General features: G+C 48.6%; 19 protein-coding genes. 4 read left to right on the top strand and 15 right to left on the bottom strand.

Annotated elements, in window-relative coordinates; all coding sequences use genetic code 11:
* Positions 1 to 12 precede the first annotated feature (12 nt).
* Both KNQ11_RS11690 and KNQ11_RS11685 read left to right on the top strand, forming a co-directional pair.
* Entirely contained in the window at positions 13 to 1,152 is a 1,140-nt protein-coding gene (locus KNQ11_RS11690) for a glycosyltransferase family 4 protein (protein WP_214771979.1), read from the top strand.
* Complete coding sequence (locus KNQ11_RS11685) at positions 1,149 to 2,015, top strand: glycosyltransferase family 2 protein (RefSeq protein WP_214771977.1); 867 nt, start codon at positions 1,149 to 1,151, stop codon at positions 2,013 to 2,015. Before KNQ11_RS11690 ends, KNQ11_RS11685 begins: the two co-directional genes overlap by 4 nt.
* Here the strand turns inward: KNQ11_RS11685 and KNQ11_RS11680 are convergent.
* Positions 1,999 to 2,610: a response regulator gene (locus KNQ11_RS11680; RefSeq protein WP_214771975.1), complete on the bottom strand. Its 612-nt coding sequence runs from the start codon at positions 2,608 to 2,610 to the stop codon at positions 1,999 to 2,001. The two genes, KNQ11_RS11685 and KNQ11_RS11680, sit on opposite strands and share 17 nt — an antisense overlap.
* Positions 2,611 to 2,650: 40 nt before the next feature.
* On the opposite strand from KNQ11_RS11680, the gene KNQ11_RS11675 reads away from it, so the two are divergent.
* Positions 2,651 to 3,985 carry a sugar phosphate nucleotidyltransferase gene (locus KNQ11_RS11675; RefSeq protein ID WP_214724799.1) on the top strand — a complete coding sequence of 445 codons (1,335 nt, stop codon included), beginning with the start codon at positions 2,651 to 2,653 and terminating at the stop codon, positions 3,983 to 3,985.
* A 41-nt stretch (positions 3,986 to 4,026) separates the two neighbouring features.
* On the opposite strand, the gene manA is transcribed toward KNQ11_RS11675, so the two are convergent.
* From manA to KNQ11_RS11610, 13 genes are all read right to left on the bottom strand, one after another.
* Entirely contained in the window at positions 4,027 to 4,977 is a 951-nt protein-coding gene (gene manA / locus KNQ11_RS11670) for a mannose-6-phosphate isomerase, class I (RefSeq protein ID WP_064300458.1), read from the bottom strand.
* 176 nt (positions 4,978 to 5,153) lie between these two features.
* Positions 5,154 to 5,795 (bottom strand): peroxiredoxin-like family protein, encoded by a 642-nt coding sequence (locus tag KNQ11_RS11665; RefSeq protein ID WP_214724797.1) that lies wholly within the window; start codon positions 5,793 to 5,795, stop codon positions 5,154 to 5,156.
* Between the two features lie 40 nt (positions 5,796 to 5,835).
* Positions 5,836 to 6,903, bottom strand: coding sequence for a YcjF family protein (locus tag KNQ11_RS11660; protein WP_214771973.1), 1,068 nt, complete (start codon positions 6,901 to 6,903; stop codon positions 5,836 to 5,838).
* Positions 6,904 to 7,001: 98 nt separating this feature from the next.
* Positions 7,002 to 7,484, bottom strand: a complete 483-nt coding sequence (locus tag KNQ11_RS11655) for a GNAT family N-acetyltransferase (RefSeq protein ID WP_214771971.1) — start codon at positions 7,482 to 7,484, stop codon at positions 7,002 to 7,004.
* A gap of 64 nt (positions 7,485 to 7,548) precedes the next feature.
* Positions 7,549 to 8,907 (bottom strand): DUF4179 domain-containing protein, encoded by a 1,359-nt coding sequence (locus tag KNQ11_RS11650; protein ID WP_214771969.1) that lies wholly within the window; start codon positions 8,905 to 8,907, stop codon positions 7,549 to 7,551.
* Complete coding sequence (locus KNQ11_RS11645) at positions 8,882 to 9,424, bottom strand: sigma-70 family RNA polymerase sigma factor (RefSeq protein ID WP_214771968.1); 543 nt, start codon at positions 9,422 to 9,424, stop codon at positions 8,882 to 8,884. Before KNQ11_RS11645 ends, KNQ11_RS11650 begins: the two co-directional genes overlap by 26 nt.
* 102 nt (positions 9,425 to 9,526) lie before the next feature.
* Positions 9,527 to 9,964: a GNAT family N-acetyltransferase gene (locus KNQ11_RS11640; RefSeq protein ID WP_133208220.1), complete on the bottom strand. Its 438-nt coding sequence runs from the start codon at positions 9,962 to 9,964 to the stop codon at positions 9,527 to 9,529.
* 107 nt (positions 9,965 to 10,071) lie between these two features.
* On the bottom strand, positions 10,072 to 10,773 hold the full coding sequence (locus tag KNQ11_RS11635; RefSeq protein WP_214771966.1) for a YjjG family noncanonical pyrimidine nucleotidase: 702 nt from the start codon (positions 10,771 to 10,773) through the stop codon (positions 10,072 to 10,074).
* Positions 10,774 to 10,775: 2 nt separating this feature from the next.
* Positions 10,776 to 11,246, bottom strand: coding sequence for a DMT family transporter (locus KNQ11_RS11630; RefSeq protein WP_133208219.1), 471 nt, complete (start codon positions 11,244 to 11,246; stop codon positions 10,776 to 10,778).
* 12 nt (positions 11,247 to 11,258) lie between these two features.
* Complete coding sequence (locus tag KNQ11_RS11625; protein WP_058713385.1) at positions 11,259 to 11,921, bottom strand: Crp/Fnr family transcriptional regulator; 663 nt, start codon at positions 11,919 to 11,921, stop codon at positions 11,259 to 11,261.
* A 12-nt stretch (positions 11,922 to 11,933) separates the two neighbouring features.
* Entirely contained in the window at positions 11,934 to 12,359 is a 426-nt protein-coding gene (locus KNQ11_RS11620) for a DMT family transporter (RefSeq protein ID WP_023466686.1), read from the bottom strand.
* Between the two features lie 190 nt (positions 12,360 to 12,549).
* Positions 12,550 to 13,404 (bottom strand): PPK2 family polyphosphate kinase, encoded by an 855-nt coding sequence (locus tag KNQ11_RS11615; RefSeq protein WP_050676896.1) that lies wholly within the window; start codon positions 13,402 to 13,404, stop codon positions 12,550 to 12,552.
* A gap of 74 nt (positions 13,405 to 13,478) precedes the next feature.
* Complete coding sequence (locus tag KNQ11_RS11610) at positions 13,479 to 14,333, bottom strand: NAD(P)H-binding protein (RefSeq protein ID WP_214771964.1); 855 nt, start codon at positions 14,331 to 14,333, stop codon at positions 13,479 to 13,481.
* Between the two features lie 122 nt (positions 14,334 to 14,455).
* Between KNQ11_RS11610 and KNQ11_RS11605 the strand changes: the two genes are divergently transcribed.
* Positions 14,456 to 14,788 carry a winged helix-turn-helix transcriptional regulator gene (locus tag KNQ11_RS11605; RefSeq protein ID WP_353049817.1) on the top strand — a complete coding sequence of 111 codons (333 nt, stop codon included), beginning with the start codon at positions 14,456 to 14,458 and terminating at the stop codon, positions 14,786 to 14,788.
* 60 nt (positions 14,789 to 14,848) lie between these two features.
* Here the strand turns inward: KNQ11_RS11605 and KNQ11_RS11600 are convergent, their stop codons facing one another.
* On the bottom strand, positions 14,849 to 15,841 hold the full coding sequence (locus KNQ11_RS11600; protein WP_214771960.1) for an NAD(P)/FAD-dependent oxidoreductase: 993 nt from the start codon (positions 15,839 to 15,841) through the stop codon (positions 14,849 to 14,851).

The raw sequence follows: 15,841 nt of genomic DNA, 5'->3' as shown, positions 1-15,841 counted from the left end.
AGGAGGCATAACATGAAACCCCATCTACTTTTTTTATCTTGGCGCGATATCAAACACCCGAAAGCAGGTGGCGCAGAAGTGTTCACCCACGAGATGCTCCGACGTGTCAGTGATGAGTATGAAATCACTCATTTTTCTCCCGCATTCGAAGGCGGACACGATGTCGAGTATTTGGATGGAATCACTTATATCCGGAGAGGTACTGCGCTTTCCGTCGTTCCGCTCGCCTTTTCTTATTATCAGTCGCATGCTGCGACGATTGATTTAGTCGTCGATCAGATGAACACACATCACTTTTTCACACCCTTGTATGTTCCATTAGCGAAACGTGCCCTCTTCATTCATCAACTGACACGTGAAATCTGGCAAATCAATGTTCGTCCTCCGTTTTCATACGTCGGCGAATGGACGGAGACACCGCGTCTGCAGCTGTACCGGACCGGTCGCGCGTTGACGGTCAGTCAGTCCACGGCAGACGATCTACTTGCTGTCGGCTTCTCCAAGGACGACGTGACGATTCTACCGGAAGGTCTCTCCTTTACCCCATGGAACGAAGAAGACTGGAAGCCGAAAGAAGCACATCCGACTTTTTTATACGCTGGACGGATGTCGGCCTATAAAGGAATCAATGATGCACTCCAAGCTTTCGTCATCGTTAAACGGGAGTATCCTGACGCTCGTTTCTGGGTTATCGGAAAAAAAGACGAGGCGTATATCACCGAGCACCTTCATCCAATCGTCCCGGAAGAGATGCGTGACGCCATCACCTATTTTGGATTCGTCAGTGAGGAAGAAAAGCTCGAACGGATGAGTCGCGCGACGGCGCTCCTGTTTCCTTCTAAACGAGAAGGTTGGGGTCTGACGGTCAGTGAAGCGGCGGCTGTCGGTACACCAACGATCGTCTATGACGCCCCTGGACTGCGTGACGCCGTCCAGTATGGTATGACTGGTTACATGGCAAAAAGTCAGACCCCGGGCGCCCTCGCTGCCGAGATGCGGGCTTGCTTACGTGACCCCGAAGAATACGAAATGATTCAAGCAGCCGGTCATCGTTTCGCTCAGACCTTGCACTGGGATCATACAGGTCAAGCGTTTCGCAACTGGTTGCAACGCGAATTGATACCCGTCGCACTGAAGGAGGATTTTTCATGATTGGAATCGCTATGTCCACATACGAAAATGAAGCAATCATCACGGAAACGATCCGCTCACTTCAGACACAACAGGCTTCTTTCCTTTGTGTCATCGCGGATGATGGTTCGACCGATTCGACTGTCGCGACGATGCGTCGATTGACCGCAAATGATACGCGATTTGAAGTGCTTGCGCTACCGCACGGTGAACGAGGTATCGCTCGCAAGACTGCCATTGATCGCTTAAAGCAACACGATGTCGAATACCTCTATATCATTGATTCCGATATGGTACTTGAAGAACAGTTATTAAAAAGCTGCCTCTTATATCTTGAGGCACATTTAGAGGTCGGAGCACTCGTCATTCCCGAACGCGCGTACAGTGATTATGATAATTACTTCAGTCAAGTGAAGGTCTTTGAGCGTAACCTGTTCAACGTTCCGACGGATCAACTCGACACGCATACGATGGAAGCTGCTCGCTTCTGGCGGCTCGAGGCGTACGTCGCTTCTGGCGAGATTGATCCGACGCAAATCAGTTTCGAAGAGACGCAGCCGACAATCCGTTATTTGGAACAAGGCGGGATCATTCGCCGTGCGACGTTCACCTACGTACACCACAACGAAAAGCAGGTCGAATTAAATGACCTGCTTCGAAAGAAACGCTATTACTTTGATGTCATGCCCGCGACGCTCGACGCGGAACAGGGTGGCTTCATGAAGGCCTTACGACGTTGGTATTTCTTCCGTCCTGTTCTCTATCATCAGGCTAACTTAAGAAAATACAGCCGTCATCCGCTGTTGACCGTTGGCGTCATCTACATGTACTTGCGTCTTAGCTTCATTGGTGTAGAGTCCCTCTTCTTCAAACGGGTTTCGTAAGACTGCCGGTCAGCGATTGATAGAGGATGTACGTTCCGAACTGTGTAGGGAATTCGAAGCGGTGAATACCGTTCTGGTCTTCTAGAATCTGTTCATGATGATCAATCGTCAGGGCACGTTGACTGATGATTGATCCATCTTCGTAAAAGAGACAATACGGACGATTTGAATTGATTAACACATCGGTAAAATGTTGTCCCAGATTCCGTTTACGTTGTTTCGTTTCCACGACCTCATCTCCGATGCGGGTCATGATACTAAGAACCCGATCGTCAATCTTCAATGGTTTCGTCATCATACGACTGACATTCCCTGCATTTACTGCTGCGAGCAGCGTATGCACCTGCATATAATCAGTCAACACGATTTGTTTCGTTAATGGCGCACGTTGTTTGGCAATACGTAACAGCTCGACACCATCCATTTCCGGAAGTCGAAGTTCCGTTAGTAAGACATCAACGTCGGAATTGCTGAGTTGTTCCAAGGCCTCTTCTCCTGATCCTGCTTCCTGTACGTCTTGTCCCGCTGCTAAAAGTTTACGACGTAAAATCCGTCGTGTCGGTTCATGTGAGTCAACTAATAGATAAAGTGCCATATGCTATCGCCTCCGTTTTAAAAAGAAAGGATGGTCGTCAATGTATATTCTTTTACTATCAGGTGGATCTGGAAAACGGCTTTGGCCGCTCTCGAACGATTTGAACTCGAAACAGTTCTTAAAGATCCTGGAAGATCGCGATGGCAATAAACAATCCATGATGGAACGTGTCTTTCAGCAGCTTCAGGAAGTCGGTCTGGACGACCGGACCGTCATTACGACGACGAGTTCACAAGTCGATGCAATCGAAAATCAGCTGGGCTTTCGTACTTCCATCATTCAGGAACCGTCACGTCGCGATACGTTCCCTGCCATCATGCTCGCGACGAGCTATTTGGCAGAACGGATCGATTTAGAAGAGACGGTCATCATCATGCCGGTCGATCCTTACGTTGACTTATCGTTCTTTGAACGCTTCGAGCAACTGGACCAAGCCGTCCAAGAACATCCAGATGCGCTTCATTTAATGGGTGTGGAACCTTTACATCCCACATCAAAATATGGCTATATCATTCCGCGAACCTCCGAAAACATGTCCATCGTCGAACGCTTTCAGGAAAAACCGACTGTTGAGGTCGCGAGTGACTTAATCGAACAAGGTGCATTATGGAACTGTGGTGTCTTTGCCTGTCGCCTTGATTTCTTGATACAGTGTCTAGAAGCGCAAGCTGTGCCGACTACATTCGAAGCGCTTCGTTCGAACTATGAGGCACTAGAAAAGACGTCATTTGATTATGCGGTCGTTGAAAAGACCGATTCTTTATTCGTTCATCGGTATGATGGCTACTGGAAAGATCTCGGAACGTGGAATACATTAACGGAAGAGATGCCGCATCCGCTTCATGGAAACGCCCGGATGCTCCACTCGAAAAATACGCATATCGTCAATGAATTACAAGTTCCTGTCCTTGGAATCGGACTCGATAACTTAATCGTGTCGGTGAGTCCAGATGGTGTCCTCGTTGCGTCAAAAGACGAGACACCTGCCTTAAAGGAATATTTGACGAACGACACTTTGCCACCACAATTTGAATGGAAACGCTGGGGATATGCAACGATTTTACATCAACAGCAACTAGAGGACGGACGTTATGCCGTGACCCGACGGCTGCATATCAAGGCGCATCAACAAATCAGTCATCATTATCATGCGCATACCGACTCGACATGGAGTATCTTACAAGGTCGCGCCGAGGCACTGATCGATGGTCAGTCACAGCAACTCGGACCGACTTCTGTCGTACACATTCCACAAGGTGTTCCGCATACTCTGACAACACTAGAAGATCTGATTATGATTGAAATCAAATATTCCATCGATTGGACAGAGCAGGATAACTATCCGCTCCCGACCTCCATCCGGTCCAAACCATGATGTTAGAAAGGGCACCTCCTAGTGGTGCCCTTTCGTCTGCTCTAGTCTAAAAACACTTCACTCGTCACGAATGTGACGGATCCAACTATCTCGTAATCTCCCGCTCGACGCGGTACAAAGAATTGTTTCCCTTTCTGTAAAGGAATCACGCGATTTCCTTGCCGCGCTTCTCCTTTACCATCGATGACAGTCAATAAACGAAAGACCGGATGATCATGCAATGCATACCGACCGGTCACTTCATGACGGATCACCGTAAAGGAAGGTACTTGAAGCAACTTCGTCATGATGCCCCCCTCCTTGATGATCGTCTCTGGTTGGTTCGTCCACGGCTCATCTGGAATCGTCGTGACAGCGATTGCCTTCTCAACGTGTAATTCTCTCGGTTTCCCGTCATCTCCTAATCTGTCGTAATCATATAGTCGGTAAGTCCGGTCGCTCATCTGTTGAATCTCAAGAAGAACGATGCCTGGTCCTAGAGCGTGGATTGTACCACTCGGAATGTAATAGAATTCGCCAGGTTTAACTTTTTGATGCCGAAGTGACGTCTCCCAGTCCTTTTCTTGAGCGCACCGAAACAGGGCATCTCGTGATTGTAGATTGTGACCAAGAATGATTTCTGCCTCTGGTGCAGCCTCTAAGATATACCAGCACTCATTCTTGCCGTACGGTTCTCCTTCTAGCCGTCGTGCCTCCTCATCGTTCGGATGGACTTGAACGGATAAGTAGGCGGACGAGTCCAGAAATTTTACATGAAGCGGAAATGCATCAAGCAGATAATCACCGAATAGTTCTGTCCGTTTCGTTTGCCATAATTCATCTAGCGTCTTACCCTGATCAGGTCCATCTAAGAAGTACGTCCGCCCACTCGCATGAGCGGATGCTGTCCAACATTCTCCAATTTGTCCTTCTGGTAACTCAAACTGAAACAACGCTTCTAAACGTCGACCGCCCCAAATTCGTTCTTTGAAAATTGGTTGAATGGCATACATATCGACGCGGACTCCCGATAGACTAGGAGCGACGCTTCACCTCCATCTATACGTTTGGTTACCTCTTTATACCCATTTTTATGTCTATATTATCCAAATAAAACAGATTGAATCATAAAAAAACCAACTCTTAGTGCGTCCCTAGGAGTTGGTTTTCGTATATTTGACTGGCTCTTTTATTGTTCAAGGTAATCAATGATCATCTGCGGATCAACGCGTTTTGTATAATCCGATGGTACTTCTGCGAAACGAATCACACCGTCCGTATCAATAATGAACGTCGCCGGTTTCGGCAACTGCCAATCCTCATTTCCGTTGTGTTTTGCTACATCAAGTCCCGATGCCTTGTAAATCTCGATCAAGTAATCTGGCAGGTCGAAGACCAAATCAAATTGACGGGATACATGTAAATCAACGTCACTCAAGACAGGGAAGCTTAACGTATTCTTGTTTGCTGTCTGCTCAGCAAATTCAGGTTTCTCCGGACTGATTGCAACGACAGTCGCTCCCTGAGCGCGGATTCGGTCGATTTCTCGTTCGTACGCGCGAAGCTCGAGATTGCAGTATGGACACCAGCCACCCCGGTAGAACGTTAAGATGACAGGACCTTGCTCGAGTAATGTCTCGATCGCCACAGGCTTGCCAGATACATCGGGTAACGTAAAGTGTGGAATCGTATCACCGACACCTAGACCTTTTGCGATACCAGAAGCAGTTAGTTCTGCTGTCGCTTCCGCCATCAACCGTTGTTTCTCAGCAGGTGCCTTTTGTCGGAATTCCGATTGATACTGTTTGATTTCTTCGAGTAATCGTGTCATATGTTCTCCCCCTTTATTGCTGTATAGAATAACAGGGAGATTACTCGTTTGTCTCTTCTGACGACTCCTCCGCCTTCTTTCGGAATCGTTTCACAAACCCCATTAGTTGTTCGGGTGTTAATTCGAGCTTATTCTCATAGACATATTTCGTTCCGTATCCGAGTGCAAAGGTGGCGGTCGAAGCGACTCCCGCTGCAATGACGGCACCATACCCAGGAACAAACTTCGCAATTTGCCGAAAAGCAGTCTTTCCGGAGTTTCCGACGATCGTCACGACAAGTAACTCCTTCGCACTCTCTTTGGATAACTGCCGTTCGTACAGATTCGATAACTTGAGCATCAAGCCGATTTGAATTGAAGTCAGCGGAATGATATCAGCTCCTGGAAACGGCACGGCACCAATCGCACCTGCGGCTGTTCCAGCACCTACGATCCAGTTGTTAGCGATTTTCCCGCGAACGGTTGGATCCATCTGGCGAACGAACACATTATCCTTGTCGAACTTTTTTAAGATATCGAGGACCTCCCGGCGGAGCCGATCAATGTTCGTTCCTTCTCGTGCTGATACGGGAATGATTTTGGGTCCTGGTAGTTTTTCTGCAATATGGTGGACGATCGTGTCGACATCATCCGTCGCATCCATCTTCGTCACGACGATCAAGACATTTTGGTTATGTTGATAGATTTTTCGAAAGTTTTTCGTCTCCGTCTCAGATAAAACGGTACCTGCCGCATTTAAAAAATAAAGGATGACATCGGCACTTTGATAGTACGTCCACGTCGCTTCCGAGTTCTGTGTATTGGCATCATTCAATCCTGGTGTATCGACGAAGATGACTTTATCCTCCGGATGCTGCCGGACTTGATCGATGCGAATCGTTTCACCCGGGCGCGCCCCGACCGTTGCGACTTCGCGACCAAGAATCGCGTTCAAGGTTGAGGATTTCCCCGCATTGACGTCTCCGATCAAAGCAACCGTCACGTCCTGCTCCAGCGATTGATTGAAATCCCGTCGCTCCGATTCAAACGACTGATCAAAGATTTCCTCCAGTTTGCGTTTCCGTTTTTGTTGATTGGTCTCGAGTCCTTCACCAAAAAAATCATCCATCGTGATCCCTCCCCCTTCTTCTGCTGTCTGTCTTTTCCCGTTATCCCTCGCTTTCAACACAAAGAAGGCAAGGGAACATTGCGTCCACTTGCCTAATTTTAGAGATATGTGCTGCGTCGCTCGAGCAATACCGTATCGCGCCATCTGCCTCCGAGCCGACCAATTCGCTCCCGGCGACCGACTTCCCGAAAATCAAAACGTTCATGAAGGCGCAGACTCGCTTGATTTTCCGGAAAAACTTGCGATTGCAACGTCCAGATTCCGGCTGCTTCACTTGCTTTAATGACGTCTTCCATCAAGCGTGTGCCGACACCTTTACTGCGTGCTTCTTCCGCGATATAGAGGCTGATTTCAGCGACACCAGCGTATGCCGGAATCGAAGAGAATGGACTTAACGCGACCCAGCCGAGCAATTGCTCGTCTTCAATCGCAACGAGACGACTGTGTTCATGGTGATGCCTCGTCCATTCTTCGTACGGTAATGCCTCCGTGCGAAACGTCGCGTTCTCCGTCTTTATCCCTTGTTCGTAGATCCGAACGACTTCCGGGTAATCGTCCGCTGTCATTTGACGTACTTCCATCTCATCAGGCTCCTTTGTTGCTCACTGTTGATTCTAGTTCGACAGCATGCCAGGAGTCTCCTGTTTAATCGACGGTGAACGGAATCGGCTTCAAGTCGATTGGTGTATTCGTCACAGTGTTGGAATAGCCGGTTTGTAGATAGAAGTCATCGATTGCATCTATTTGTGACGCCGATAACGTGAACGTCGCCCGTAGTAGCTTTTGTTTCGCATCGATGACTTCAACAGTCGGTTTGATTTCGCGACCATCCGGTGGTTCGTTTCCTTGAATCAGGAACATACTGTTTTTAACATCCAACTTGATATCTGAATTTTTTTGATCCGAGTTCGTCAAGAAATCGACTTGTACGTGAGAACCGGACGTCTCTACCTTTTGAATCGTCATCTTCAATGGATGATGCGCATCTTGTTGCGTATAAGGGAAGGATGTCTTCTTTAGTGACAGCCAATGTGTCTTCGGTGAAAGGCTCAAAGAAGGATGCAACGTATAGGACCCGGATGGAATGACATAATTTCCGAATCGAATCCGCGAGACATCCGTTCGTTGCGACCCGGTAACTGTACCACTTACTAACGATGTTCCGACTGACCAGTTTTTGATGATTTCTTTCCCTTTATCATCAAATAGAGCCAGTTCTAGCCAATACTGATCCGCCTTCGGATAAACTGCCGTATAATCAAACGTCGTACTTGCCTGTCCTTTTGTCATCTGTTTCAACGTGATATCGACCGCATAATCAGGATTCTTCACCGTCGTATTAAACGTCTGTTCAATGGCTTGCAATCGTTTGACCGGAACCTCGAATTGCCAGTTCCCGTCTAGACCAAACATTTCCGAAATCACGAGTGGCACCTGCATGGAATCACTTAATTTCTGTAAGCCGACATCATATTCGATTCGCGCTTTCCAAACCTTACCGTCCTGTTTGAAATATGCCAGTTCTTGATTTTCAGTACCTTCGAATCGTTTATCCCCTTTGAACACTTCATAAAAAGCAGCTCGTTTCGTTTCGTTGACGTCTGGTACACCAGTTGCCGTCAAGTTCATCCCGATCGTCGTACCATCATAGTAGGCGTCGACGATCTTGATCGTAATGCCTTGATCCGTTACCGTCTGATCAATTGCTGTTGCAAGTTGTTTCTTCTCGATTTCCGTACCGACTGTGCCCTGTTCTATAAAGGGACGATACAGTCCACCAATCAATGGAACATGCGACATCGCGGAAGCGAACGGTGGAACGATGAACGTCGTCACGAATAGCGAGGCGGCAAGACCCGCAATGGCTACGTACTGTTTCCGACGAGGACGTACGTGTTGTCGTTCCGCTACACCTTGCGTAATGCCTTGACGAATCCGGTCTTGTAAGGCGTTCGTTGGAACAGGAATTTTTTCATAGTCATTTCGTAGATCGTGCTGTGCCATAATCCATTCCTCCTAACTGTATCTTCAATTCTTCGCGTCCTCGCTTTAAGTACGTCTTGACCGTATTGAGGGTAATGCCGATGAAGCTTGCAATCTCTTTCATCGGAATATCATGAAAATAGAAAAGAACTAAGACATCCCGATATTCTTTTCGCAAATGCGATAAAGCATGCACGAGATCGAGATGTTCGTCTCGCGATTGGTCTTCCTGTACCGGAGCATGAAGTAAGATGTCATCTATTGGTTGTTGTTTTTCCAACACACGATAACAATTACGAATGAGGATTTTCGTGAGCCATGTCACGAAATGTTTCGGTTCCTTCACTTGTTCGATGGAGATGAACGCTTTATAAACTGTCTCTTGTACGACGTCTAAGGCATCGTGTTCATTTTTTACGTATAGATATGCTGTTCGGTAGAGTTGTTCGCTATGTAGGAGCACCAATTGCTCAAACGCCGCTTCATCGTGCTTCATCGCACGGCGGACGAGTGTCGTGTGCTCGTTTCGTAAGTCCATCGTGTTCCCTCCCTTTACTTATTAGAGCATGATGAGCCGAGAAAAGTTTCAAAAAATATCCAAAAGAAAAGGACTCTTGCGTTTCAAGAGTCCCTCCATCCTTCAAATGTCTAATCGTACTGCCATTTCCCGACCGAATCGATCCCCGTGGTCGATGAAGCCGAGACTCGCATACAGACGGTGTGCCGCCTGATTATCCGGTCGATAGCCGACGACGATTCGTTTTGCAGCAGGTAACGCGCGCATCTCGTCAATCACGGCTTGCATCGCTAATCGTCCGATCCCGTTCCCTTGCTGCGCTTGATCGATCATGATGCGGTAAATCCAGTAGCCGTCGAGTTCTTCTAGCTCCGTGTTGTACATCACAAAACCAACGACGGCTTCACCTGCCATGATCGCCCGAAGGACAAGGCTCGGTTCGAACTTCGCTTGCGCGATCGAGTAGACATTCGCTTCCATGAAGTCTTGCTGTTCTGCTGTCAGTGTCAGCTCACAACACGCTTCCCAGTTTTCTGCTGTTACCGGTACAAGTTGAATCATGTTCATTTCCCCTTTTAGTTAGACGGGAGTTGCCTCCAGCGTCTGTTGATCACATCGTTGCACAGTGATCGCCCCCTTTCCTTCTCTCTCCTATCGGTTGGTTTGATTCATTGTTGAAGGACTGCTGCGTTTTCAAGCAAAGCAGGTAGTTCGACTAACGAAGTAATCATAAACGTCGGCGTGATATCCGTTGCTGATTTTCCTTCTGGATTAAACCAACACGTTGCGATACCGGCTTGATTGCCACCTGCGATATCAGCTGACAAGGAATCCCCGACGATGATCGTTCGCGCTGGGTCGAATTGCGGAATTCGCGCAAACACATGATTGAAGAATCCTGCCATCGGCTTTTGAAAACCCGTCTCCTCTGAAACGAAAATCCCTTCAAAGAAGTCCGTTAATTCGGCGCCCTCGAGCCGTGCGCGTTGCGTCTTCGAAATACCGTTCGTGACGACGTACATCGTGACGTTTCCGGCTAGCTGCTCAAGCAACTCAGTCGCACCCGGAATCAATTCCGTTCCTTGTGCGAGATATCCGCGATACGTTTCGTCAACTTCTCGTCCGTCGACCGTCCGTCCTTCTTCCGCGAAGAACGTCACGAACCGCGAGTGAATGACTTCCTCGCGTGTCACCTCGCCTCGTTCGAGTGCTTTCCAAAGCGCTTGATTGAGTGCTTTATAGCGCGCTTCTCGCTCCGGCGTCCACTGCAACTCTTGTTGCTCGAGCAGGCGGCGAAAGGCAATCCGTTCCGTCGCTTCAAAATCGAGTAATGTATGGTCAATATCGAATAATACCGTCGTGTAAAACATATTCAAGCTCCTTTTCGTACGTGTTGTACAGTCGTTGTTTTGCCACCTAATTGAAATAACAGAACTCCGCCACCAATCAATAGGACACCGAGTGCTTTCGTCCACGTAAACGGAACGGTCTGTAAACCGAACCAGCCGAGCGTATCCCATAGTAAGGCAAACAGGATTTGCGATACCATGACGATCGAAATCGCACGGCTCGGCCCGAGTTGTTGAACGCCTTGCGTCACACAGAGGACGACACCGACACCAATGATTCCGCTGAACCAAAACCAGGTTTGTGCCTCTTTTAGTGCAAATAGTTGTGATCCTTCGACGATCAAACCAATCATCAGTGAAGCGAGGAACCCGAGTCCAAGGACTAGTGTTGTCGTCGCCCAAGCGCCGACGTGTTCTTTGACTTTTGCGTTAAACGTATTTTGAATACAGACGAGCATGCCCCCACAAAGGGCAAGGATGATTCCCGTAACCATGTCGCACCTCCTTCATTCGTAAATGCTTTCTCCGACTCGCTCCATCAATCCGTCTCGATCAATGATCTCAATCGTATGCTGCGTCCGGCGAATCAACCCATCGTCGACGAACTGGCGTAAGACACGATTGACGTGACGGTAACTCGTCCCGATCAAATCTGCTGCATCGACGAGTTCTTTACTCGCAAAAGCATCCGTATTAGGTGTCATCGACAGCAAATAACTGGCTAGCCGGACTTCGACCGGGTACAGCAGATTGAAGCTGAGCGTATGCGATTTCAATTCAAACTTTTTCGTGATCGTCTCGAGTAAAAATAATAGAAAGGCAGAATGATGTACACGTGCCTCTTCCAAATCTGGATAGGCGATGCGTAAGACGGTCACTGGTGTCACTGCCTCGACCGTGTTCATCAAATCAATCTTTCGGACGAACTCAATATCGCCGACGAGATCAAACGGATGCTTGAAGGACAACACGAGACGTTTCCCCGTTGCCGACATATGCGTGATCTTCAATTTCCCCTCGACGAGCAGGTAGAGTTCATGCGCAACATCGCCTTGTCGGCATAAAGCCTCACCCGGTGCGAACGTCTGAATGTGCATCGCCTTGCGTAGGGATGCATCAAAGACATGCGTTAACTGATACCGTTCCAAATAGGTCACAATGTCCGTCACTTCTTCTCCTCCTTAGCTCTTTAAGATGAAGATGCCTGCGACCATCATCAAGATGCCGATGATCTGCGGTCCTCGCAGTCGACGTTTCATGACACCGAACCAGCCTCTTCCGTCAATCCAGAGTGCCAGCGCCAATTGCGCCAATAAAAAGAGCGAAATCGTCAAGGTCACGCCCATCCGGTGGACCGCCGTCATGTTGCTGAATAATATGATCGCCGCAAAGGCACCGCCTGCCAGATAAAGCGGTTTGACACGTCGCATCGCTGAAAAACTGCGATCCCGTAAGACGATCGCTAAGAGGATCGCAACGATGAACCCGGTCATCTGGGTAATCGTCGCCGCTTGCCACGTACCGATCGTTTGACTAATCCGAGCATTAGCGACACTTTGAAGCGTCAAGAAAAAGCCACCAGCAATCGCAAATAAGACACCACGCATGTGCATACTCCTCTCCTGTTCCATGATACTTTCATTTAACGAGAGTCCTTCTGATTTGAACAGGACATTTGTCCTGAGATATTTAGAAGTTCAGACTTTATGTTGACTAAAAAGGATTTCATACAAAGCCAAGTGTATCAAAAAAGCGATTGTTCTCAGCAAGAGAACAATCGCTTTTGGTGTAAATGATTTATGCTTCTTCTTCCAATCGTTTAATCGCTTCATCTAGTTGTTCCTGATCCTCTTCCGACAACTTCGGATATTGTGGATCAATTTCCTTCAAGACGTCATTCATGACTTCGGTGACGATATAGCGAGAATACCATTCGTCATCTGCCGGCAGGATGTACCACGGTGCATACGATGTCGACGTCGCTGAGACAAGCTCAGCAAAAATCTCATGGTATTCATCCCAGTGCTTGCGTTCCTCAATATCACTGAACGAGAATTCGAAGTTTTTCGTTGGATCCTTCAGACGAGTCAACAATCGTTGCCGTTGCTCCTCTTTTGAGACATGGAACAAAAACTTGACGACCCGGAAGCCATTCTCGACGAGATAGCGTTCAAAGTCATTGATTTGGCGATAGCGCATCTGCCACACATCTCCGTCATCCGGCTTTTCCTCTTCCTCGAGCAAATCATGGATTCGTGGCGCAATGACTTCCTCATAATAGGAACGGTTCAAGATGCCGACTTCCCCTTTTTCCGGTAGTCCTTCGTGGATCCGCCATAGATAATCGTGTTTTTGCTCCGTATCCGACGGTTTTTTGACTGAAATCGTCCGGAGTCCTTGTGCGTTCAAGTTAGAAAAGATGTAGCTGATCGCCTCATCCTTCCCCGCTGCATCAATCGCTTGCAGGATGACGAGGACGCCGTTCTTCTCTTCGGCATGCAACCGCCAGTGTAACTCTTGTAAGGTCTCGACACTTTTCGGAATCCGCTTCTCTCGCAATTCCGCTTCCGAAATCTCATGTTTTTCTGATGTCGGGTAATTCGAAAACGAGACTTGCTCGCCTTCCTTAACACGATAGGATGACAGTTTCATGGTAGGGCTCCTCCTTTAATTGCTTCTAAAGGGGGTTTACCCTACTCGTTCGTCCTGAAAACGTTCAGATGAACTTATCTTTTCAAAAGGAGATGGACTCCCTCTTCTAGCGTCGCCACAGGACGACCGAGTAATTCTTTAAAATCAGTACTTTCTACTGACAGAGTTCCGGCCGCGATATCTGCCTGGATACCCGTCAACATTGGAATCAAGAAGTCAGGTAAGCCAGCTGCTTTCATCCGCTCGCCATAGGTCGTGCTATCTACTTCATCTACAGCGACCGATCGGTTAAGCACTGTTCCGACTGCATTCGCGAGTTCTGCTTGTGTATGCAACGGTCCAGAGAGTTCATAGATCGCTTTTGGATGCTCAAGTGTCAGTCCCGTCGCAATCGCCAGCGCATACTCATCTTGTAACGCCCATCCGACTTTCCCTTCGCCCGCTGCCGTTAACCAGTCTGCGCCTTGTGCGACGGCATCCATCGTTCCAAGTTCATTTTCGAGATACCAGTTGTTGCGGAAAAAGACATACGGGATACCTGTCGCTTGAATCGCTTCTTCTGTGACCCGATGTGTTCGCGCAAGTCCGTTCGTGCTGTGTGCCGCATTAGCGATGCTCGTATAGCCGATCAGCTTGACGCCTGCCGCTTGTGCTGCCGTGACAGCGGCTTGGTGTTGCCGGATCCGTGTTGCTTCTTCACCGTCCGTCGAGATGATCAGCAGACGATCGATGCCTTGAAACGCGTGTCCGAGTGTTTCTGGCTGATCGAAATCACCATGCCGGACGTCGATTCCTTGCGCTGCAAGCGACGCTGCTTTTTCAACGTCACGGACACTAACCGCTACATGTTCGTTGCCGACTTGTTCACTGAGATGTTGCACGATCCGTGCACCTAATTTTCCGGTTGCGCCTGTAATTAACCATTTCATGATGAAACCACTCCTTTTAAGTTTGATGTTGTTCTTCATGATACGCCAGGTGATACACTAAAAAAAGTAGGCACTTATCTGAAACTAGGTCCCTCAAAACGAACCAATGGGAGAGGATGAACGTGGCTGTATTCGATTCAACAACCAATCAACGGACGGCTTGTCCAGTCACTCGGGTCCAACAGATGGTCGCTGGCAAATGGAAGATCATCTTGCTGTGGCACCTGACACACGGGACGCATCGTTTTCATGAACTACAACAATTAACAGGCATCTCTAAAGGAACATTAACGCGTCAGCTTCGCGAGCTCGAGGCGGATGGTTTTATTCAACGACACGTCTTTGGCGAAGTTCCTCCTCGCGTTGAATATTCCCTGACGGATGCCGGACATAGTTTTTTACCGATTCTTGATCAAATGGCAGTCTGGAGTGAACAACACTTCCAAGCGGAATGATCGTGAGTAACAAAAAACATGCGCTTCTTCTCGATTCAGAAAAGAAGTGCATGTTGTCGTTCATTCCGTCGCTGTCACCGTCTGACGTAAGTGGGTATCAATCGCCTCCGCGACGCGTAATCCGGAGATGACAGCACTCTCGACGCGCGTCCGTCCTGACGCATCATCGGCTTCAAGGAACGCATCACCAGCAAGCCAAAGCGGATGTGCCGCCAGTTTCAAATGCGGTGTCCGGTAAACCGCGCGTGCCTGGGCGTAACGCCAACGCTTGAGCTGACGCGAGATAATCGTCACCGGTCCGAGTTGCTGTTGTAACAGACGCTCGACTTCAGCGAGTGTCTCTTCTTCCGGGCGCGTGTACCAGTCTTCACTGAAGCGGGCTGTCATATAGACGCTCAAGAGTGTCGTCTTCGAAATCTTCTTCTCGGCATTATTAACGAGCTTCAACATCCCATCGACGAGATGTTCGTCTTGTAGACCGACTTCTCCGATCGTGAGTCGCTCTTCGATTTCAAACAGACCAACGAATGTCGGCTCGAACGTCACTTGACGTAACTGCTCATGATCGTCATCTCCGAGCGCCAGATCAGAAGACTGCAACAGTTCATATGCTTGCGGCACAGGCGCCGTCACGAGTAACGCATCATACGCACCTTGATGATCTGTCGCTTGTGTGACGAGTTCGCCCTCCGTTGCCGTAATATGCGTGACCTGTTCATTCAACTGGACGGGAATCCCTCGACCAATGGCTTGTACGAGTTGATTCATGCCGTTCGTCGCGACATAGCGTGGAAAATCTGTGCCGAACCACTTACGAACCCATCCCTTCTCAAGCCATTCGTCGACTTCGCGTCCTAACTCTTCCGTCCGGACCGTGAAGAAGACGGCACCATGATCCGCTGTTCCTTCATCAATCCGACGAGTCGCCATTCGCCCCCCGACGCTCTGGCTTTTTTCGATGATTTCAACAGCATGTCCTGCTGCCTGCAATTGACGTGCCGCAAAAATCCCGGCGAGTCCACCGCCGATGATTCCGATTCGTTTCCCTGTCAT

The organism is Exiguobacterium sp. s39 (genome assembly GCF_018618925.1).
In the GTDB taxonomy this organism is placed as follows: domain Bacteria; phylum Bacillota; class Bacilli; order Exiguobacteriales; family Exiguobacteriaceae; genus Exiguobacterium_A; species Exiguobacterium_A abrahamii.
Note: the sequence above shows the minus strand (reverse complement) of the source record. Positions and strands in the feature narration are given on the sequence as shown.